General features: G+C 34.1%; 21 protein-coding genes. 11 read left to right on the top strand and 10 right to left on the bottom strand.

Going from position 1 to position 19,732, the window contains the following annotated elements; genetic code table 11:
• Positions 1-32: 32 nt before the first annotated feature.
• The 4 genes from dapF (at position 33) to BM296_RS11630 (ending at position 3,147) form a co-directional block, all read left to right on the top strand.
• Entirely contained in the window at positions 33-815 is a 783-nt protein-coding gene (gene dapF, locus BM296_RS11645) for a diaminopimelate epimerase (RefSeq protein ID WP_091903198.1), read from the top strand.
• Positions 803-1,327 carry a GNAT family N-acetyltransferase gene (locus BM296_RS11640; RefSeq protein ID WP_091903197.1) on the top strand — a complete coding sequence of 175 codons (525 nt, stop codon included), beginning with the start codon at positions 803-805 and terminating at the stop codon, positions 1,325-1,327. Before dapF ends, BM296_RS11640 begins: the two co-directional genes overlap by 13 nt.
• Positions 1,327-2,370, top strand: coding sequence for an endolytic transglycosylase MltG (mltG, locus tag BM296_RS11635; protein WP_091903196.1), 1,044 nt, complete (start codon positions 1,327-1,329; stop codon positions 2,368-2,370). The genes BM296_RS11640 and mltG overlap by 1 nt, the downstream gene beginning before the upstream one ends.
• A 147-nt stretch (positions 2,371-2,517) precedes the next feature.
• Positions 2,518-3,147 (top strand): hypothetical protein, encoded by a 630-nt coding sequence (locus tag BM296_RS11630; protein WP_091903195.1) that lies wholly within the window; start codon positions 2,518-2,520, stop codon positions 3,145-3,147.
• A gap of 55 nt (positions 3,148-3,202) precedes the next feature.
• Here BM296_RS11630 and BM296_RS11625 read toward each other — a convergent pair whose 3' ends face one another.
• From BM296_RS11625 to dnaA, 3 genes are read right to left on the bottom strand one after another with little or no spacing between them, the layout of a single operon-like run.
• Positions 3,203-3,925 (bottom strand): SAM-dependent methyltransferase, encoded by a 723-nt coding sequence (locus tag BM296_RS11625; RefSeq protein WP_091903194.1) that lies wholly within the window; start codon positions 3,923-3,925, stop codon positions 3,203-3,205.
• Positions 3,926-4,378, bottom strand: a complete 453-nt coding sequence (locus BM296_RS11620) for a low molecular weight protein-tyrosine-phosphatase (RefSeq protein ID WP_091903193.1) — start codon at positions 4,376-4,378, stop codon at positions 3,926-3,928.
• A 12-nt stretch (positions 4,379-4,390) separates the two neighbouring features.
• Entirely contained in the window at positions 4,391-5,815 is a 1,425-nt protein-coding gene (gene dnaA, locus BM296_RS11615; RefSeq protein WP_027067275.1) for a chromosomal replication initiator protein DnaA, read from the bottom strand.
• 202 nt (positions 5,816-6,017) lie between these two features.
• Between dnaA and BM296_RS11610 the strand changes: the two genes are divergently transcribed.
• Positions 6,018-6,416 carry an acyl-CoA thioesterase gene (locus BM296_RS11610; RefSeq protein WP_027067274.1) on the top strand — a complete coding sequence of 133 codons (399 nt, stop codon included), beginning with the start codon at positions 6,018-6,020 and terminating at the stop codon, positions 6,414-6,416.
• A 3-nt stretch (positions 6,417-6,419) separates the two neighbouring features.
• Here BM296_RS11610 and BM296_RS11605 read toward each other — a convergent pair whose 3' ends face one another.
• The 4 genes from BM296_RS11605 to ribD are packed head-to-tail and all read right to left on the bottom strand — an operon-like array spanning position 6,420 to position 9,597.
• Positions 6,420-7,022 carry an IMPACT family protein gene (locus BM296_RS11605; RefSeq protein ID WP_091903192.1) on the bottom strand — a complete coding sequence of 201 codons (603 nt, stop codon included), beginning with the start codon at positions 7,020-7,022 and terminating at the stop codon, positions 6,420-6,422.
• Positions 7,023-7,042: 20 nt separating this feature from the next.
• Positions 7,043-7,927, bottom strand: coding sequence for an EamA family transporter (locus BM296_RS11600; RefSeq protein ID WP_091903191.1), 885 nt, complete (start codon positions 7,925-7,927; stop codon positions 7,043-7,045).
• Position 7,928: 1 nt separating this feature from the next.
• Positions 7,929-8,531: an HAD-IA family hydrolase gene (locus BM296_RS11595; protein ID WP_091903190.1), complete on the bottom strand. Its 603-nt coding sequence runs from the start codon at positions 8,529-8,531 to the stop codon at positions 7,929-7,931.
• Complete coding sequence (ribD, locus tag BM296_RS11590) at positions 8,524-9,597, bottom strand: bifunctional diaminohydroxyphosphoribosylaminopyrimidine deaminase/5-amino-6-(5-phosphoribosylamino)uracil reductase RibD (RefSeq protein ID WP_091903189.1); 1,074 nt, start codon at positions 9,595-9,597, stop codon at positions 8,524-8,526. The genes BM296_RS11595 and ribD overlap by 8 nt, the downstream gene beginning before the upstream one ends.
• Positions 9,598-9,707: 110 nt before the next feature.
• Between ribD and BM296_RS11585 the strand changes: the two genes are divergently transcribed.
• From BM296_RS11585 to BM296_RS11560, 6 genes are read left to right on the top strand one after another with little or no spacing between them, the layout of a single operon-like run.
• Complete coding sequence (locus tag BM296_RS11585; protein ID WP_091903188.1) at positions 9,708-10,193, top strand: GNAT family N-acetyltransferase; 486 nt, start codon at positions 9,708-9,710, stop codon at positions 10,191-10,193.
• Between the two features lie 2 nt (positions 10,194-10,195).
• Entirely contained in the window at positions 10,196-11,065 is an 870-nt protein-coding gene (gene prmC, locus BM296_RS11580; protein ID WP_091903187.1) for a peptide chain release factor N(5)-glutamine methyltransferase, read from the top strand.
• Positions 11,062-11,643, top strand: coding sequence for an LOG family protein (locus tag BM296_RS11575; RefSeq protein ID WP_091903186.1), 582 nt, complete (start codon positions 11,062-11,064; stop codon positions 11,641-11,643). Before prmC ends, BM296_RS11575 begins: the two co-directional genes overlap by 4 nt.
• A 5-nt stretch (positions 11,644-11,648) precedes the next feature.
• Positions 11,649-13,640 carry an NAD-dependent DNA ligase LigA gene (gene ligA / locus BM296_RS11570; protein WP_091903185.1) on the top strand — a complete coding sequence of 664 codons (1,992 nt, stop codon included), beginning with the start codon at positions 11,649-11,651 and terminating at the stop codon, positions 13,638-13,640.
• A 6-nt stretch (positions 13,641-13,646) separates the two neighbouring features.
• Positions 13,647-14,885, top strand: a complete 1,239-nt coding sequence (locus BM296_RS11565; protein WP_091903184.1) for a cation:proton antiporter — start codon at positions 13,647-13,649, stop codon at positions 14,883-14,885.
• Entirely contained in the window at positions 14,882-15,187 is a 306-nt protein-coding gene (locus BM296_RS11560) for a hypothetical protein (protein WP_091903183.1), read from the top strand. The genes BM296_RS11565 and BM296_RS11560 overlap by 4 nt, the downstream gene beginning before the upstream one ends.
• An 8-nt stretch (positions 15,188-15,195) precedes the next feature.
• Here BM296_RS11560 and BM296_RS11555 read toward each other — a convergent pair whose 3' ends face one another.
• The 3 genes from BM296_RS11555 to BM296_RS11545 all read right to left on the bottom strand — a co-directional run bounded on the left by BM296_RS11555 (position 15,196) and on the right by BM296_RS11545 (position 19,616).
• Positions 15,196-16,095, bottom strand: a complete 900-nt coding sequence (locus BM296_RS11555; protein ID WP_218157886.1) for a helix-turn-helix domain-containing protein — start codon at positions 16,093-16,095, stop codon at positions 15,196-15,198.
• Positions 16,096-16,600: 505 nt separating this feature from the next.
• Positions 16,601-17,215, bottom strand: coding sequence for a fumarylacetoacetate hydrolase family protein (locus BM296_RS11550; protein WP_091903181.1), 615 nt, complete (start codon positions 17,213-17,215; stop codon positions 16,601-16,603).
• A 130-nt stretch (positions 17,216-17,345) separates the two neighbouring features.
• Positions 17,346-19,616, bottom strand: a complete 2,271-nt coding sequence (locus BM296_RS11545; RefSeq protein WP_091903180.1) for an aminotransferase class III-fold pyridoxal phosphate-dependent enzyme — start codon at positions 19,614-19,616, stop codon at positions 17,346-17,348.
• Positions 19,617-19,732 lie beyond the last annotated feature (116 nt).

Here is a 19,732-nt window from a genome sequence, read left to right as displayed (position 1 = left end):
TTATGTGCTATCTTTGAAGCTATTATACTAGCATGGAAAATATATTTTATAAATACCAAGGTACTGGAAACGATTTTGTGATGATTGATAATCGCAATGGACTGTTTCCGAAAGAAGATACTGCTTTAATAGCTAAGGTTTGCCATAGAAGATTTGGAATAGGTGCAGACGGACTTATTTTGTTGGAGAATGATTCGGAAACCGATTTTAGAATGGTTTATTTTAATGCCGATGGTAATGAAGGTAGTATGTGTGGTAATGGTGGTAGATGTATTGTCGCTTTCGCTCATTTTCTGAATGTCATTGGTAAGAAAACTGTTTTTATTGCTGTTGACGGCTTGCATGAGGCAACAATCGATAATAATGTTGTTAGCCTTAAAATGATGGATGTTAACGAGGTGAAAGAAAAGACAAATGCCCTATATATGAATACAGGATCCCCGCACCACGTTCAAATGGTCAACGAATTAAAATCATTTGATGTTGTAAAAGAAGGAGCGCGTATGCGTTATGGCATTTATGGAGAGAAGGGTAGTAATATTAATTTTGTGGAACCCAATGCTTCTGGTGGTTTTGATATAAGAACTTACGAGCGTGGTGTGGAAGATGAAACATTATCATGTGGTACAGGGGTAACAGCTGTTGCAATAGGGATGTACCATTTGGGAAATACAAAGGAAAAAACAATACCTGTAAATGCGCTAGGAGGTAATTTAGAGGTTTCATTTAAAGAAAATAATGGATTGTACCATGATATTTATTTAAAGGGCGAAGCAAAACAAGTATTTAAAGGAGAATTAACGTGGCAAAATTAAAAGGAAAACAGATTTATCTGAGGGCTTTGGAGCAAAAGGACCTTAATTTTCTGTACGAACTAGAGAATAATACCGAAGTCTGGGAGGTAAGTGGAACCATTACTCCGTTCTCAAAAGATGTTTTGCAACTTTATTTAGATAATGCCCATCGAGATATTTATGATGTAAAGCAGTTAAGATTAGTAATATGTACAAATGAGCATAAATCCGTTGGTCTAATTGATGTATTTGATTTTGATCCAAATCATAGACGTGCCGGTATTGGGATTATTGTTTTAGATGAGAATCAAAGAAATAAAGGAATAGGGGCAGAGGCAATAACTTTGTTGTGTGATTATTTGTTTGACGTTTTAGGACTAAAACAGGTATATGCTAATATACTAGAGGAAAATGCTCCAAGTCTACACTTGTTCAAAAAACTAAATTTTGAAACTGTGGGAATTAAGAAAGATTGGGTGCGATTTAAGAATACCTTTAAGAATGAATTATTATTGCAAAAAATAAATAACTAATGTACATCAAACGTATTTTATTGGGTATTGCGCTCGTAGGTTTAATTGGGGGCGGAATTTTTGCCTACATAGTATTTGGAACTTTCTTTACCCCAAATACAAATTTTAATAATGACGAAGCTATAGTTTTTATTCCAAGCAATGCATCCGTAAGTGATTTGGAAGAACGTCTTGCTCCTTTATTAGAGGACTTTAGTTCGTTTAAATCTGCTGCAGAAAGAAAAGGGTATATAAGCAATATAAAACCTGGTAGATATAGGATAGCTAAAGGGATGAATAACAATGAGATAGTAAACTCATTGCGAAGTGGAAATTTACCTGTTAAAGTATCTTTTAATAATCAGGAAAGTATAAATGACCTAGCTGGTAGAATTGCTAGTCAAATTGAAGCCGATAGTGTTGCCTTGGTTGCGGCGTTTGATGATAAAGAGTTTTTGAAAGCCAATGGCTTTGATGATGATAATAAAATTTCACTATACATTCCTAACAGTTATGAGTTTTTCTGGAATACTTCGGCAGAAGGTTTTAGGGGTAGAATGTTAAAGGAGTATAATCGTTTTTGGACAGATACCCGTAAAGAAAAAGCTAGTGCATTGGGTTTAAAGCCTGATGAAGTTATAGCTTTAGCATCTATAGTCCATAAAGAAACCGCAAAAGTAGATGAAAGACCAACTGTTGCAGGGGTTTATCTTAATAGATTGAGAAAAGGCATGTTGTTACAGGCAGATCCAACTGTTATTTATGCTATTAAGAAAGAAACCGGTAATTACGATACTATCATTAAAAGAGTCTTGTATAGAGATTTGGAGATGGATTCGCCATATAATACTTATAAGTATGCTGGTTTGCCTCCTGGACCAATTGCAATGCCAGATATTACGGCCATCGATGCTGTTTTAAATCCTAAAAAACATAACTATTATTACTTCGTTGCAAATGTCGAAAAGTTCGGATATCACATGTTTGCAGAGAATTTAACGCAACATAACCGAAATAAAGAGCAGTACATCCGATGGATTAATGCTCAGAAAATCAATAGGTAAGCTTTTAACCGAGTTTTAGAACTTGTTAACTAAATCTAGATTCTTTTAACAGAACCTTTTTAAACTCTTATTATTTCCGTTCTACCTTTGCCGCAGAAATTTAAGCAAGCAAATAGTAGTCGCCGTAAGTCTTAAGAAATAAAAAGTATGAAAAGATGGATATTAGCAAGTTGTCCTCTTATTGTGATGTTTATTTTATCTGGTTATGGATTTAAACCTTTTAAGGTTGAAGTGCCTGAGCAGCTAAGAGTAAAAGAATCTACTTTAGTTTCGTTTCCTCAAGACGAAGCTCTATTGTCAAATTATCAAATTGCACCACCATTTTTAGGTAGTCAATTTATAGGCTTTAAGGAAGCGTTAGCTTTTAAAGAGTCTCAAGGCAATTATTTTGTAACTAACACTTTTGGATATTTAGGTAAATATCAATTTGGATTAGGTACGTTAGAATTGGTCGGTGTTTACAACGGAAATCAGTTTTTGAACAATCCTGTATTGCAGGAAAAAGTTTTTCTTGTAAATACCTCTCGTAACAAATGGATTTTAAGACGAGATATTAAACGCTTCGTTGGTGTATATATGAATGGAGTGGAAGTTACTGAATCTGGTATTTTGGCAGCAGCTCATTTAGCAGGGCCAGGTAACGTAAAGTTATATTTAAGATCACATGGTCGTATGGAAATCAGCGACGGATACGGTACAAGTATCTCTAATTATATGAAAAAGTTTTCGGGTTATGATGTTTCAATGATTGAAGCTAAACGCAACCCAAGAATATAAAAATTTAAGTGGATATGAAAATGAGGAACCTTGACATTTAATTGTCAAGGTTTTTTTATGCTTGAATTATAAAAATTGCAGGTCTTTTATGTAAATCTACGTTTTCCCTTTTCCAATTAATGGCAGTCTTGGTTTTAATATATTCTGTTGGTAAGGTTATATCAGCGGCAACACATACCCTAGTACTAGGAGCTAAAGTTTTAATTAGTTCTTCTAGCATTTTATTGTTTCGGTAAGGGGTTTCTATAAACACCTGCGACTGTTTTTCTTCTTTAGATTTGCGTTCTAAGTTTTTAATGTACTTTTTGCGCTCAGTACCTTCAATAGGTAAATAGCCGTTGAATGCAAAATTTTGACCGTTCATGCCACTTCCCATTAATGCCAATAAAATAGAGGATGGTCCAACCAAAGGAATTACCTGAATATTTTTATCGTGGGCAATCTTTACGACAGCAGCACCTGGATCGGCAATACCGGGGCAACCTGCTTCTGAAAGGATACCAACATCAAAGCCTTCTAAGCATGGGTTTAGAAAACTAGGAATTTCTTCAGGTTCCGTAAATTTGTTTAAAACGAATAGTTTTAAACTGGGTTGAGATTTTCTAGGGCTAATTTTTTTTATAAAATGTCGAGCAGTCTTTTCGTTTTCTACCACATAGTGGTCTAACCTTTCTATGGTTTGTTTAATTGAAATTGGTAAAACTTCTAAAGGAGGCATATCGCCCAATGTAGAAGGTATCAAATAAACTTTACCTATTTTCCCGTTTTGTGTGCTCATTTATTTACTTTCTAATCTTGCGGCTATAATGTTACAAGCTTTGTCTATCATTTGAAATACGTTTTCAAATCCGTCTTCAGCGTCATAGTATGGGTCTGGAACTTCAATATATTGAGTGTTCAATTCACTTAAAAGTAGTTTGACTTTCTCGGCATCTTCTTTTCTTCTGGCTAAATGAATTATGTTACCATAATTGCTTTTGTCCATGGCATAGATTAAGTCAAAAGTATCAAAATCTGAAACTGTAAATTTTCTGCATACCTGAGAGCTAATATCTATACCGTGTTCATGAGCAACCTTAATAGATCTTGGGTCTGGTGCATTACCTACATGGTATCCGGCAGTTCCTGCGGAGTCAACGTAAATATTTGTAGCATCAACTTTACTTTTAAGAATGCCTTCTGCCAATGGCGACCTGCATATATTACCTAGGCAAACCATTAACACCTTCATGTAAAGTAAATTTTAAGAGAATTTCTTTGTTAAGTCGTCGATATACTTACGAAATTGCTTATCTGTCTCTGCTAAGTTATCTACGGTTTTACAAGCATGTAAAACGGTAGCATGATCTCTTTTTCCAATTTGAGAACCTATACTGGCCAACGATGCCTTAGTAAACTTTTTAGCGAAAAACATAGCTAGCTGTCTTGCTTGTACAATATGCCTTTTTCTAGTTTTTGACTGTAAAGTGGCAACATCCATTTCAAAGTAATCAGAAACTACTTTTTGTATGTAATCAATTGAAACTTCTCGTTTAGTATTCTTAACGAATTTTTCAACCACTTGCTGTGCAAGTTCTATAGTTACTTCTCTCTTGTTTAAAGTAGATTGTGCAATTAAAGAAATAATGGCACCTTCTAGTTCTCTTATGTTTGACTTAATATGCTTTGCAACATACTCAATAATGTCTTCAGGTATTTCAACACCGTCTCTATATAATTTATTCTTTAAGATAGAGATTCTTGTTTCGTAATCTGGACTTTGCAATTCTGCAGATAATCCCCATTTAAAACGAGAAAGTAAACGTTGTTCAATATCCTGCATATCTACAGGGGCTTTGTCTGAAGTAAGTATTACTTGTTTTCCATTTTGATGTAAGTGATTGAAAATATGGAAGAACACATCTTGTGTACCAGATTTCCCAGATAAGAATTGAACATCGTCAATAATCAAAACATCTATTAACTGATAGAAATGGATAAAATCATTTCTAGTATTTTTCTTTACCGATTCTATGTACTGTTGCGTAAATTTCTCAGCAGAAATATATAAAACGGTACGTTCTGGATATTTATCTTTTATTTCAACACCAATAGCGTGTGCTAAGTGTGTTTTTCCAAGACCAACACCTCCAAAAACTAAAAGCGGATTAAATGAGGTGCCACCTGGTTTATTGGCAACTGCCATACCTGCAGATCTTGCTAAACGGTTAGAATCACCCTCTAGGAAATTATCAAAATTGTAATTAGGGTTTAATTGCGATTCTATTTTTATATTTCTTATTCCTGGAATTACAAAAGGATTACGTAATTCTGGATTTTTAGACTTAATTGGAACATCCATTTCCTGAGCTGCCATTGCACCTCTGTTAGAACTAGGGATCTTTTCAGTAAAAGGTTCTTTGTTTCCGTAGGTATTCTCCATACGAATGATGTATACCAATTTTGCTGTTTCTCCTAATTCTTTGGTAAGAGCTACTTTTAAAAGTTTAACATAATGTTCTTCTAGCCACTCGTAAAAGAATTTACTTGGAACTTGAATACTTAATGCGTTTTCAGATAGCTTAACAGGCTTGATAGGTTCAAACCATGTTTTGAATGCCTGCGGTTGGATATTATCCTTAATAAACACCAAACAGTTTTTCCATACGGAATTTGCAGTAACACTCATAATAAATTTTACACTTTTAATGGTTAGCGTTGAGCTATAGGTGATTAAATTAAATCAACATAGGTTCTCGTTCAACTTGGGCAAATATGTGAACAAATTATTAAAAAAAAAAATCGATTGTCATTGAATTTAACCTTTTTTTTTCTCATGTTCGTTTACTCAATAGGGGAGCTTTTAAATATATACTTTTTACTTTAAATAAATGCGAACAAACGAAATTTCTTTTCGAATAAGATACAGTGAAACAGACCAGATGGGCGTTGTCTATCATGGCAATTATGCTCAATATCTAGAATTAGCAAGAGTTGAATGGTTAAGGTCGTTAGGAATTTCTTACAAAAGCATGGAAGAAGGAGGTATAATGCTTCCGGTAATAAGTTTATCGATCAATTTTTTAAAGCCGGCTTTGTATGATGATTTGATAACGGTTAAGGTTATATTGAATAAAAAACCTGCTGTACGAATTGAATTTGATTATGAAATAATAAACGAAGCAGGAGAATTATTGGCTACAGCAAATACTGTTTTGGTTTTTATGGATATGAAACGAAAAAGACCTACCAAATGTCCACAGGTGTTATTGGATAAATTGAAGTATTAGAAACTAGTCAATTTCCTTTGTTTCTAATTTGTGATGTGCTTTTAAAAGTTTTACTGTTTTTTTGAAATCACTTTTGTTCACGGATAAAACAATTTTACATTTTAAATGTAAATCTTGTGATATAATGTTCAGTTGGTGTTTTTTTACTAATCGCATTACAATATCCATTTCTGAGTATTCAAAAATTACCGACACTTGTTTCTGTAAAACCTTAGTTATTATTTTGGCATTTTCTAAAGCTAACTTTGCAGCCTCTTTATATGCACTAATTAAACCGCCTACACCTAGTTTTGTTCCACCAAAAACACGAACAACAGCAACTAATGTGTTAGTGACATCAAAAGACTGTAATTGACCATAAATGGGCATACCTGCAGAATTGTTAGGTTCGCCATCGTCATTTGCACGATAAGATTTTGTTTCAATACCCATTTGCCAAGCATAACAAACATGATTGGCCGTAGGGTATTCTTTTCTTAATGCTTCAATATGTGCTTTAATAGTTTCTTCATCGGATACAGGAAAACAATATCCATAAAATTTACTCTTTCGTTCTTTGAACAAAATAGGTTCAGATGGTTTCGAAATAGTTTTATAGGTATCCATATAAATTAATTGGGCTTGTTTTACAGGTAAGTCATTAATCGTTGACCAAATGCTACTAAAACAATACTAAATATAGCTAATCCTATGCCGAACCAGTTTTTAACCGTTAGGCGTTCTCTAAACAATATAATACCCAATAAAGTTGAGAACATAACTATTGCTACATTGTTTATCGTAAAAACAGATGCACTGTTCCATGTAGGGTGTTGCAACGCTTTAAGTAAAAAAAAGATGGAGAAATAATTAGGTACTCCAAGGCAAATACCGCCAATAATATTTTTTAAATTTACTTTTAGTTGCTGTTGGGTAGATTTAAACCCAATAAAAAATAATCCAAATATTCCAGCAGAAGCAAACACTGTTGCCGAAAATAACGCATATTCTTCTTCGGGCATATGGGCATCTTGAAAGTATTTTATACTAGTATCTATTATACCTGATCCTAGAAAAACTAGTACTGGAAGGGCAAATGCCCATTTCTCCGCTTTAATTTTATTCTTTTTTAATGATGTAAAGTAAACCGCTAAAAGGGCTAAAACAATTCCAAAAACTTCTAATATGCTAAGTTCTTCTTTATAAAAGAAAACACCGAATAATACGGGAATCGTTAGTGACATTTTGGTGGCAACAGAAGCAACGGATACTCCTAATTTTTGGGAGGTTGCCGCCATTAGGTTGAAAATTACTATAAATAATAATCCTAAGGCTAAACTTCCCCAAAACCAACTTTTCTGGGTTATATCACCTAGGTTAATTGGTTCTTTATAATACAGAATACCTACGGTACAAGCCACAAAGTAATTAGTGATTATGGCGTAAATTGTTTGAACCTGATATTTGGCATATAATTTAAAGACTACGAAAATTAAACTAGAAAAAAGGATGCTGAATGCTAAATACATCATTTTAAAGATGACTTAAGATTTCTTGTACATCATCTTTGCCTACTTGAAGGTTCCAACAGTGTATTCCCAATTTAGAAGCACTATCAGTATTTTCCTTGGTGTCATCCACAAAAAATGTTTCGTCGGCTATTAGTTTGTTATCGCTTAGAACTTTTTCGTAAATGTTAGCATTAGGTTTACGCATTTTCATTTCTTGAGAAAGATAGAAAACCTCAAAACAATTTTGAAACCTATTAAATCGTTGCATTCCCATAGCGTCTTTTACTTTTTCTATATGTAGGTCGTTGGTATTGCTCAATAAGAATAATCTGTATTGTTTGTCGCTATTTAATTTCTCGATGAAAGTTAGTCGCTCTTCAGGAAAATCTAAAATTATAGAGTTCCATGCATCTCTAATTTGTTCTTTAGTAGCATTGGTGAAAATAGCTTGTAGTTTATCAACAAATTCATCAGACTCCATTAAGCCCATTTCATATTTTTTGAAAATGGTATCTAATTCAGGAGTCAATTCGGTGAATCCGAATTTTGCCATTTCTAATAAAGGGGCTTGCTTATCAAGATTAATGAAGATATCTCCAAAATCAAATATGATGTTTTTAATCATTTCGTACTATGGTTAGTTGGTCGGTTAAAATTTGAATTTGTTGTTGGTTGCGTCCTGCAATTTTTGGTGCAGCGATACCTTTTGTGAAATTATTCGCTCCTTTAAAAATTCGAGCTTCATCCCACAGGTTGGCATCAATAAAACTTTGCAGTGTTTGTGAGCCGCCTTCAATTATTACACTTTGTATCTGCTCTTCATGCATCACATTACATAGCTGTTGCGGTACATCAGAATTAAAATTGATGATTTTATAAGTTACTCCTTCTAAATGGGAGTTGCTATCTGTTATTTCGGTGCAGATAATGGTCTTTTGTTTTCCGTCAAGAACGTGATAATCTCTAGAAATCTTTAAGCTTCTATCTAAAACAATTCGTGTAGGTGCTTTGCCAGCCCAATCTCTTAGGTTTAATTGCGGATTGTCAGCCAACACTGTATTTGTACCTACTAAAATACCAGCCTCTTCGCTGCGCCATTTATGTACTAATTGTCGGGATTTGGTATTGGTAATCCAATAGGGTTTCTTTTCTTCTTCGCGTTTTAAAGGTTCAGGAGCAATAAATCCGTCAGCAGTTTCTGCCCACTTCAAAATTAGATATGGTCGTTTTTTGGTGAAAAAGGTGAGAAAGCGTTTATGATGTTCTTCGCATTCTTTTTGTAGGACACCTACTTTAACCACGCATCCTGCAGCTTCTAATTTTTTGATTCCGTTACCTGCAACTTTTTCATGCGGGTCTTTTAATCCTATTACAACATTAGGTATCCCCATCTTAACAATCAAATCAGCACAAGGCGGAGTTTTACCATAATGAGAACAGGGTTCTAAGGTTACATAAATGGTAGATGATTTTAAAAGTGAAATATTAGAAACAGAGTTAATGGCATTAACCTCAGCGTGAGAACCACCGTATGCACTGGTAAATCCTTCGCCTATAATTCTATCTTTATGTACAATAACGGCACCAACCATAGGGTTTGGAGCTGTAGTTCCAAGTCCGTTTTTAGCTACTTGAATACAACGAAGCATGTATTTTTCATCTGTAGAAAGAGAAACTAAATGTAACGGCATCGAATTGTTGGTATCTAGATTATTAATGGACATCAGACTTTAACATTATACGCATATCACGTATCTTCACACCTCAAAAATAGTACTTTAAAACCTATTGCATTATTGATATGGAAAATGTCGTGATCCGCGAAATTAGAAAGGAAGATAACCCACAAGTAGCCAAAGTTATACGGCAAGTGTTGGCAGACTTAGGTGTGCCAAAAGTAGGTACGGCTTATGAAGATCCCTCATTAGATCAAATGTTTGAGCATTATGAGAAACCTAAGGCAACTTATTTTGTTGCAGAGGCTAATGGTTCTATTTTAGGTTGTGCAGGTTTTGCGCAGTTAGATAATTATGAAGGTAATGTGAGTGAGCTTCAGAAAATGTACTTTTTAGAAGAGGCGAGAGGTAAAGGTGTAGGTCACAAAATGATAACGGTATGTTTAGAACGTGCCAAAGAATATGGTTTTGATGCCTGTTATTTAGAGACCATGCCAAATATGGAGGCTGCTCAAAAATTATATAAGAAAATGGGATTTGAATATATTGATGCCAGAATGGGAGATACAGGTCATTATTCTTGTCCTGTTTTTATGCTTAAAACATTTTAACTGTGCTTTTAAGAGAAATCAAAAATATATATCATTCAGAATTAGATGTCATCTACGGTAAAGAAGAAGTGAATAGTTTTTTCTATTTACTCATTGAACATTATTTTGATTTAGAACGTTTTATTTTGGCAATTCAGCCAGAGCTAGTAATTGATATAGAGCAGGAGACTATTATATTCCAAGCCTTATCAGAATTAAAACTAGAGAAGCCTATTCAACATATTATTGGTACAGCATATTTTATGGACCTAGATTTTAAGGTCAATGAGCATGTATTAATACCGAGACCAGAAACTGAAGAATTAGTCCGTTGGATTTTAAAAGATGCAGAAAATTTAAAAAGAACATTGACCATTTTAGATATGGGTACAGGTAGTGGTTGTATTCCTATTTCTTTGGATAAAAACCTGACGGATGCAAAAGTATTCGGGTTAGATATTTCAAAGGATGCTTTAAAAGTAGCTGAGGAAAATAACGCTTTGCTGAATTCAGATGTGAAATTTTACGAAGCAGATATATTGTCTTTGGATATGGAAACCTCAGCAAAAGAGTTAGATGAAAAATTTGATATTATTATTTCTAATCCGCCATATGTACGAGAATTAGAAAAAGCAGAAATGCAAAATAATGTTATAGACCATGAGCCTAGTTTAGCACTTTTTGTACCGGACGAAGACCCGTTAAAGTTTTATAGCGCAGTGGTTAATTTTGCAGCTAATCATTTAAATGAAAATGGTTGTTTGTATTTAGAGATCAATCAGTATTTAGGAGAAGAAACTAAACAATTATTAGAGAAGTCTAATTTTAAGACTATTGAGTTGCGAAAAGATATGTTTGGCAATGACCGCATGATAAAAGGAATAAGAAAATGAAAAGTATAGTAGTATTTTGCGGTAGTAGTGAAGGCGTCGATCCTGTGTATGGATCGAAAGCATATGAATTGGGAGAGACTTTCGCAAAGAAAACTATTCAGTTGGTGTATGGTGGAGCCAAAATTGGCATCATGGGTAAAGTAGCTGAAGGAGTTCTTGACAATGGCGGAAAGGTAGTAGGTGTCATTCCTGTATTCTTGAAAAAGAAAGAAGTCGTTCATGAGGGGTTGACTGAATTAATAGTTACCCAAAATATGCATGAACGTAAGCTGAAAATGCATGATTTATCCGACGGCATACTAATGCTTCCTGGCGGATTTGGAACTCTAGAAGAATTTTTTGAAATGTTGACCTGGTCACAATTGGGACTACATCAATATCCGATAGGAATATTAAATACAAACGGCTTTTATGATTCTCTTCTAAAGATGATGCATGATATGGTCAACGAAGGGTTTGTAAAACAGGAACATATAAATACTATTTTGGTAGATGATGATATAGATTCATTACTAAAGAAAATGGAAAATTACACTCCGTTACCAACACCAAAATGGATTAATAAAGAGCAGCTTTAAGGAATATGAAGGCAAAAATAGAAGCACTAAGAAAAGAGTTACGAGAGCATAATCATAATTACTATGTGTTGGATAATCCGACCATTTCTGATTATGAGTTCGATATGAAATTGAAAGAATTGCAAGAGCTGGAGGCAAAGCATCCAGAATTCTATGATGCAAGTTCCCCTTCGCTTCGTGTTGGTGGTATGATCACCAAGAATTTTGCAACCGTAGTTCATGAACATAGAATGTATTCTTTAGACAACTCATATTCCAAAGAAGATTTAGAAGATTGGGAGAAACGTATTCAGCGTAACCTAGGTGATGTGCCCGTTGCATTTACGTGCGAATTAAAGTACGATGGTGCATCTATCAGTATAACCTATGAAAAAGGGAAGCTGGTAAAAGCAGTTACCCGTGGAGACGGAATTCAAGGCGATGATGTTACTAATAATATCAAAACCATTAAATCGGTTCCATTACAACTAAAGGGAGATTACCCGGAGAAGTTTGATATACGAGGAGAGATTGTATTACCGTTCGAGGGATTCATGAAAATGAATGAAGAACGAGTGGCAAATGGTGAAGACCCATACATGAACCCTAGAAATACAGCTTCGGGTAGTTTAAAGCTTCAAGATAGTAGCGCAGTAGCGCAAAGACCGTTAGAGTGTTTGTTGTATAGCATTGTTGGCAGAAATCTAAATATAGACTCTCAGTTTCATATGTTAGAGAAAGCCCGTGAATGGGGCTTTAAAGTACCAACAGTGGCAAAACTTTGCCAAACTACAGATGAAGTTATGGCATTTGTAGAGGAGTGGGATGTAAAACGACATGAGTTGCCTTATGAAACAGATGGAGTGGTGATTAAAGTAAATAGTCTTCAGAATCAAGATGAATTAGGTTATACGGCTAAAGCTCCACGTTGGGCAATGGCGTATAAGTTTAAGGCAGAGCAGGTATTTACAGTTTTAAATGAAATTACGTATCAAGTAGGTCGTACAGGAGCTATAACTCCCGTTGCCAATTTAGAACCGGTTTTATTGGCAGGTACTACGGTTAAAAGAGCATCTTTACACAATGCTGATCAAATAGCAAAATTAGATATACGAGTTGGTGATACTGTGTTCGTAGAAAAAGGAGGAGAAATCATCCCCAAAATCATAGCGGTTGATTTAACCAAAAGACCTTTAGACTCTAAACCCACAGAATATATACATCAGTGTCCAGAATGTGGCACAGAGCTTACTAGAACAGAAGGTGATGCTAAACATTACTGTCCTAATGAATACGGCTGTCCGCCACAGATAACAGGGCGTATTCAGCATTTCATTTCAAGAAAGGCAATGGATATTGAAGGCTTAGGTGGTGAGACCGTAGAATTATTGTTTAAAGAAGGTTTAATAGACGATTATGCGGATTTGTATAAACTTACCAAAGAAGATGTGTTGCCCTTGGAGAGAATGGCTGAGAAGTCCGCAGAGAATCTGGTAAAAGGCGTATCAGAATCTGTGCAAGTTCCTTTCGAGCGAGTACTATTTGCTTTAGGTATTCGTTTTGTAGGGGAGACGGTAGCAAAGAAATTGGCAAAAGCTTATAAGAATATAGATGCCTTGAAAGAAGCTACCCTAGAGCACTTGACATCGGTTGATGAAATAGGAGAGCGTATAGCGCAGAGTGTTATTGACTTTTTTGCGAACGAGAAGAATATTGATGCAATAGAGCGCTTACGAAGCTACGGTGTGCAATTAGCTATTTCTGCAGAGAAGTTAGAGAATCAGACCAATAAGTTAGCAGGGAATACTTTCGTGGTTTCTGGAGTTTTTGAAATTCTAAGTAGAGACGAGCTTAAAAAGAAAATAGAAGATAATGGTGGTAAAGTAGGTACTTCTATATCATCTAAAACCAGTTATTTAGTAGCTGGGGATAAAATGGGGCCTAGTAAACGTACAAAAGCCGAAAAGCTAGAAATTCCTATTATTAGTGAACAAGATTTTATAAATATGATAGCATAAATTACTATGGACATTTTTACAATAATTTCAGTATTAGTATTTCTATCAGCAATCTTTGGCTATATAAATGCCAGATTTTTAAAACTGCCAAATAGTATTGGTTTAATGTTGATTACGATTGTATTTACCCTAGTTGTCTTTGGTATCGGGTATATCGATGATACTTTGATAAATGCTGAGCGATACATAATTACACAGATAGATTTCAAATCTGTATTACTTGATATTATGTTGAGTTTTTTGTTATTCGCAGGTGCACTTCATACTAATTTTGAACAATTAAAAGTACAACGTTGGCCTATACTAGTATTCTCTACTTTGGGTGTTCTAGTGTCAACTTTTCTAGTAGGTACAAGTATGTATTATTTACTACAGTTATTAGGCATGAATATCTCTTTTATTTATTGTCTATTGTTCGGGTCGCTAATATCGCCTACTGATCCAATAGCAGTTTTAGGAATATTGAAAAAGGCAGGAGCACCAAAGCAATTAGAAACAAAAATCGTAGGAGAATCATTGTTTAATGACGGAGTAGGGGTAGTTGTATTTTTAACGATATTTCAATTGGCTTCGGCAACAGAGGTGGCAGTTAGTCCGTTAGATATATTAGAACTTTTTGGAGTTGAAGTAATTGGTGGGTTGGCACTGGGTCTGGCATTAGGTTGGGGAACATGGAAACTTATGAAATCTATTGATGATTATGACATAGAAGTTATTATAACCTTGGCAACTGTAATGGTAGGTACATTGATTGCTCAGAAATTCCATTTATCTGCTCCACTAGCTATGGTTGCTGCAGGTTTGGTAGTTGGTAATGACACCGTACGAAATTCAGCAATGTCAGCAACTACGGAGACCTATGTAGATAAATTTTGGGAGCTGTTAGATATTCTTTTAAACACCCTTCTGTTTGTTTTAATAGGAATGGAAATGTTAGTATTATCCTTTAAAATAGAATACGTAGTAGCTGGATTGTTAGCGATTCCGTTAGTATTGATTTGTCGATACTTATCGCTATTAATTCCTATTAAGTTCTTTGAGAAGAAGCTAGATTTTATACCGAAAACTAATTTGGTAATGACTTGGGGCGGATTGCGTGGTGGTATATCCATAGCATTGGCATTAGGCTTATCTGATGAAATGCATAGAGATGCATTTTTAGTGATTACATACATAGTAGTGGTATTCTCTATTATCGGACAAGGTTTAACTGTAGAGAAGCTCATAAAACGTGTAGTAAAATGATACCAAAGACCTATCTTGAATTTGAAAAGAGCTTAGAGTTGTCTCATGTGCCAAAAAAATGGTCAGACGGACTAAAATCGGCTTGGTATGATGCTAAGGGAGATTGGGAAGCTTCGCATAATATAGCCCAAGATATGCACAACACTTTAGGTAGTTGGATACATGCATATTTGCACCGTAAAGAAGGTGATCGGTTTAATGCAGGATATTGGTACAGGTTGGCGAAAAAAGAATATACAACAATTACCTTAGGCGAAGAGCTTAAGGTAATTGTGGAATATATGATAAAAAATAAAACCTAGTCTTTACATTATTTTAGTTGGTAATTATTATAACTGGTAGTTGTCAATTTTTCAAAAGTCTTTTCGAAATCACTTTTATTATTGAATCCGCATGAAGATATAAGAACATTTAGGTCGTTCGATTCTAGAAATCCCGAATCAATTAGCTGCCTTGCTTTTTCTACTCTAATCTTGTTTCTGTAAGCTGTAAAACTGATACCTTTTGTTTGATAGAAAAAATAAGCAGCATGATAGGGAGGCACATGTAATAGTTGGGCACACGCTTTTAAATTAAAACCTTGCTTTAGAAATTCATCTTTTTGTTCAATAGCTAACAATGATTTGTTTAGCTCTTTATTATCTAATCCGTATATCTGCTCTTCTGAAGAAGTACTTTTTGAAATAGATGATGAAACCAATAATTGATTCTTAGGAAACCCGTATAAGATAGAAGGGAAATATAAGGGAGCTATACTAATAATTAGTAAGACAAGTAATAAAACCAAATGTAGCGTATATAAACTTGTATTAGATACATTTAATGTATTGATACCTAAGAGACGTTCTACCCCAAAAAATAAGGTGATAAATGCCATAAGAGTTAATGCGGTGTAAAATAACAGCAGCCATCTATTAAGAATTATTTTCAGTTTGTCATTTGGGTTTATAGCTAAAAAACGCTTCAGTAGCGGAACTAAAGAAAGTAGGTATAACAATTGCCATAAGTGTCTTAAGCTATAATGCTCATTTAAACTAAGCAGACCGTATTGGGCACTAAACCTATCTGTAGGGAAGGTGATTGCATTAACAACTATCTGACTGTAATAATCTGCAGGTTTGGAAAAAACAATAGCCACATCAATTAAACTTAGTATAAATGGGATAAATAGAAAAATGTATTGCCATTTCCACCTAAACGTATCCTCCATAATAGTTTTAAAGTAAAAATAAACCGGTACGGTAATTATGCTATATAGTAGAAGTGGCCAAAAATAGAACCACTTAAAATGTTCAAGAAGACCTTCAGTGATTATATAAGTTTGAAATGAATAAACGGAATATATAAAGTAAAATAAGGCAAGAAATCGCTGAGGTAATTTGTTTACATTTTTCTTAAGAAGCAATAAGGCTGTCAAAATAAAACCAAAGATTGCTACTAACAGGAAAACAACACTCATTTAAAATTTTTAATTCTTCACTTTAAAACAATGCTAATGTACAATTTATATTACATGAAATGTAGCTGTTTTAGTTGAACTAAGAGTTTAAAATATAAGTTCAATGAAAGAAGTTTAATAATAACCTACAAGAAATAGCAAAGATTTGTTGTCGTGCAATTTTTATTGCTGTCTATTTTAAATGGAAAAAAGGAGAAACTAAAAAACCGGACTCCATTAAGAATTCCGGTTTAAAATATAAAAAATACTGTATGTATTAAATCATCTTAAAATCAAGCAACAATTCTCCTTCAATAGAAGCTTGTAAATGATCGCCTTTAAATGTTTCACCTGCACCTATTGCCGGTGTACCGGTAAAAATTATGTCACCAGGATTCAATGTCATAAAAGAAGAAACAAAGCTGATGATTTCAGCAAAATTATAAATGATATAACCAGTATTACCTACTTGTTTCTTTTCGCCATTAATGACTAAATCAAAATTAATATTGTCTAACTCTGGATATTCAGAAACAGGTTTAAAACCAGAAATTGGAGATGCACCGTCAAAACCTTTTGCCAGTGCCCAAGGTCCTTTTTTGTCCCTATTAGCGGTAAGAACATCTTTAGCAGTATAATCAATACCAATTCCTATTTCAGAGATGTATGAGTTTGCGTCGGCTATACTAACATTTTTAGCAGTCTTTCCAATTTTAACTACTAATTCTACCTCATAAATTAACTGACTGGTTATAGGTGGAAATACAACATCTTTACTGTCTGTTACTAAAGAAGAATCTGGTTTTGTAAATATGAGCTGGACATCATTCTTTAAGTCGTCTATTTCAGATTTGTCAACTACATAATTCTTGCCTATGCCTATTATTTTCATTTCTTATGGAATTAGTATTTTAATCAATTAATAACAGCTAAATTACACATTATACTAAGTGTGGAATAGTGTTTTTTGTGAAATCACATTACGGCTAAGTTTTGTTTAAAGTATGGGGTTGAGGTTGTTCTTAGTTGTTATAGAATGAGCTTAATATATTATCAATTGTACCTACTACTTTTTCTGCATTTTCTTTACTGAAACATAATGGCGGTTTTGTTTTTAAAACATTGTCATAACGACCATCAGTACTAATTAGAATATTTCTATTCCTCATTTCATTTTTAATATGATTGGCCAGTTCTGTATGTGGTGAAGTCTTACTGTCTTTTACAATTTCTATACCTATAAAAAGACCTGATCCCCTAACATCGCCAATGCATTTGTATTTTTTCATCAAATCTTTTAGGAGTAGCATATAATAATCGCCCACCATTTTGGCATTCTTCTGCAATTTATCTTCTTCGATTACTTCCAATACAGCGCTAGCTATAGTGCAAGAAACAGGATTACCACCAAATGAACTGAAAAACTCAACTCCCTTTTCAAAAGATTTTGCAATTTCTTCTGTACAAACAACAGCGCCCATTGGGTGTCCGTTAGCTATGGGTTTTCCTAATATAACAATATCAGGTATTACGTTTTGTGCTTCATATCCCCAAAAATAGTCTCCAAGTCGTCCAAAACCTGTTTGTACTTCATCACTTATACAAACGCCACCTTGTGCTCTTATGGCTGGGTATACTTCTTTTAGATATCCGTCGGCAAGTGGTATTTGTCCTGCGCAACCAACTATAGGTTCGGTAATGAATGCAGAAATAGGATGTTGGCAAGTCTCAATTTCTAATACAGCATCTTTTCCGTACAGTGTACCTGCATTGGGTATATCAGCTGTGTACTTTCCTGAATATGTGTTTGGTAATGTGGTTTTAATAATGTTTTCTTTTTGCCCTTCACCCTTAGCATTATTAAACTTATAATCACTTATATCTATGGAGGTTTGTGTATTACCATGGTACCCAGATTCCATTACCATAATATGCTTAAATCCCGTATGGCTTTTTGCTAAACGAATTGCTAAATCACTCGCTGCACTACCAGAATTTACAACGAACACTTTATTTAAAGATGAAGGAAAATAGCTTAGTAATTTTTCGGCATATGCGGCTAATTCATCATATAGGTACCGCGTATTGGTATTAAGTTTTGACATTTGTAATTGTCCGGCCCTAACAACTTTAGGATGGCAATGTCCAACATGTGGTATATTATTGTAGGCATCTATAAATGTATTACCTGAGGTATCATACATGTATTGAAATGCAGCCTTTTCCATATGTATAGGTGTTCTATAACTCATGGAAAGAATAGAACTAATATGGGTATGTCTTTTATTTATACTGTATTCAAGTGATTTGTTTTCAATAATGGACATTCCCGCAGCCTTTCTAAACTCATTCTCCGCATGTCTAGGGTTAATGGTAAGCCAGGTGTATAGCATTTTCCAAGCAGATTGTTCGCTAATGGATGCATAAGTATTATCTGCACTTACTTTTTTTGCATGCGCAGAATTGCATACACTAGTGCATAACCGTGCAGCAATGAGATAATATAAAATTTTAATTTCTTTCTCCTCAAGTGCTAATTTTTCATGGTAAGCTTTTAATAAAATTGTTGCCCATTCTAACGGATTATCCTTGTCATAACACGAATAGGTGATTACGATAGCTAATTCATTAACTAGGAACGAGTGGGCAAGATCACCAAAATCTATAATACCGGATACTTTATTGTTTTCAATTAGAATATTCCACTCATTAGCGTCATTATGAATAATTTGTTTTCTTAGCTCAGGATATAGTGGTCTAACATGTTCTTCAAATTGGTTGAAAAAGTACAGAACAATATTTCTATTTTTTGAATTGGATATATCGTTGATATACTTTCTATTTAAATGGAAGTATTGAAGGTCCCATTCCCATTGCCGACTCTGTATAGTGTAATTAGTATAAACTTGAAGCTGTTTATCTAGTTCAGCAATAAAACAACCTAAAGACTGAAATATTTCTCTTGTAGGTGTACAATCTCCTAGAAAATTACCTTCTAAAAATGAAAGTAGTCTATAAACCTTTAGCTGATTTTCAGAGGATATCTTCTTTTGTAATTTTTTGTTTTTAAAGGCTATTGGATTAGGAATACTGCTGTGAAAATTATCTGCAAGAAATAAAAGAGTATCATTTTCAGCTTTTATAATATCAAAAAGAAAATCAGAATATGGATACGTTTTAAAGATGTATTGCTTTTCTGATGTGGTGATCAAAAAATTAGCATTGTCATAACCATCAAGTTTTTTACTGTCGATAACGGTTAGTCCAAATTCATCTTCAAGGTAATTATTCATTTTTATACAGCTTAATCTATTCAAAACATGAGTGGAGAAGTGAAAAATTAATCACTATTTAAAATCCAATAATTTATATGTTCTGGTTTATTTACTTGGTAAAAGATATAAAAATC

The organism is Maribacter stanieri (assembly GCF_900112245.1).
GTDB lineage: Bacteria > Bacteroidota > Bacteroidia > Flavobacteriales > Flavobacteriaceae > Maribacter > Maribacter stanieri.
The sequence above is the reverse complement of the archived record's forward strand: the minus strand, read 5'-3'. Positions and strand labels throughout refer to the sequence as shown.

Bases quoted from the DNA above. Each gene is read 5' to 3' on its own strand.
- BM296_RS11550 (WP_091903181.1), bottom strand. From the start codon at position 17,215: ATGAAAATAATAGGCATAGGCAAGAATTATGTAGTTGACAAATCTGAA.
- ligA (WP_091903185.1), top strand. From the start codon at position 11,649: ATGAAGGCAAAAATAGAAGCACTAAGAAAAGAGTTACGAGAGCATAAT.
- BM296_RS11625 (WP_091903194.1), bottom strand. From the start codon at position 3,925: ATGAGCACACAAAACGGGAAAATAGGTAAAGTTTATTTGATACCTTCT.
- BM296_RS11555 (WP_218157886.1), bottom strand. From the start codon at position 16,095: ATGGAGGATACGTTTAGGTGGAAATGGCAATACATTTTTCTATTTATC.
- BM296_RS11585 (WP_091903188.1), top strand. From the start codon at position 9,708: ATGGAAAATGTCGTGATCCGCGAAATTAGAAAGGAAGATAACCCACAA.
- BM296_RS11560 (WP_091903183.1), top strand. From the start codon at position 14,882: ATGATACCAAAGACCTATCTTGAATTTGAAAAGAGCTTAGAGTTGTCT.
- dnaA (WP_027067275.1), bottom strand. From the start codon at position 5,815: ATGAGTGTTACTGCAAATTCCGTATGGAAAAACTGTTTGGTGTTTATT.
- BM296_RS11595 (WP_091903190.1), bottom strand. From the start codon at position 8,531: ATGATTAAAAACATCATATTTGATTTTGGAGATATCTTCATTAATCTT.
- BM296_RS11600 (WP_091903191.1), bottom strand. From the start codon at position 7,927: ATGATGTATTTAGCATTCAGCATCCTTTTTTCTAGTTTAATTTTCGTA.
- BM296_RS11620 (WP_091903193.1), bottom strand. From the start codon at position 4,378: ATGAAGGTGTTAATGGTTTGCCTAGGTAATATATGCAGGTCGCCATTG.
- dapF (WP_091903198.1), top strand. From the start codon at position 33: ATGGAAAATATATTTTATAAATACCAAGGTACTGGAAACGATTTTGTG.
- BM296_RS11610 (WP_027067274.1), top strand. From the start codon at position 6,018: ATGCGAACAAACGAAATTTCTTTTCGAATAAGATACAGTGAAACAGAC.
- mltG (WP_091903196.1), top strand. From the start codon at position 1,327: ATGTACATCAAACGTATTTTATTGGGTATTGCGCTCGTAGGTTTAATT.
- BM296_RS11630 (WP_091903195.1), top strand. From the start codon at position 2,518: ATGAAAAGATGGATATTAGCAAGTTGTCCTCTTATTGTGATGTTTATT.
- BM296_RS11545 (WP_091903180.1), bottom strand. From the start codon at position 19,616: ATGAATAATTACCTTGAAGATGAATTTGGACTAACCGTTATCGACAGT.
- BM296_RS11575 (WP_091903186.1), top strand. From the start codon at position 11,062: ATGAAAAGTATAGTAGTATTTTGCGGTAGTAGTGAAGGCGTCGATCCT.
- BM296_RS11605 (WP_091903192.1), bottom strand. From the start codon at position 7,022: ATGGATACCTATAAAACTATTTCGAAACCATCTGAACCTATTTTGTTC.
- ribD (WP_091903189.1), bottom strand. From the start codon at position 9,597: ATGCCGTTACATTTAGTTTCTCTTTCTACAGATGAAAAATACATGCTT.
- BM296_RS11565 (WP_091903184.1), top strand. From the start codon at position 13,647: ATGGACATTTTTACAATAATTTCAGTATTAGTATTTCTATCAGCAATC.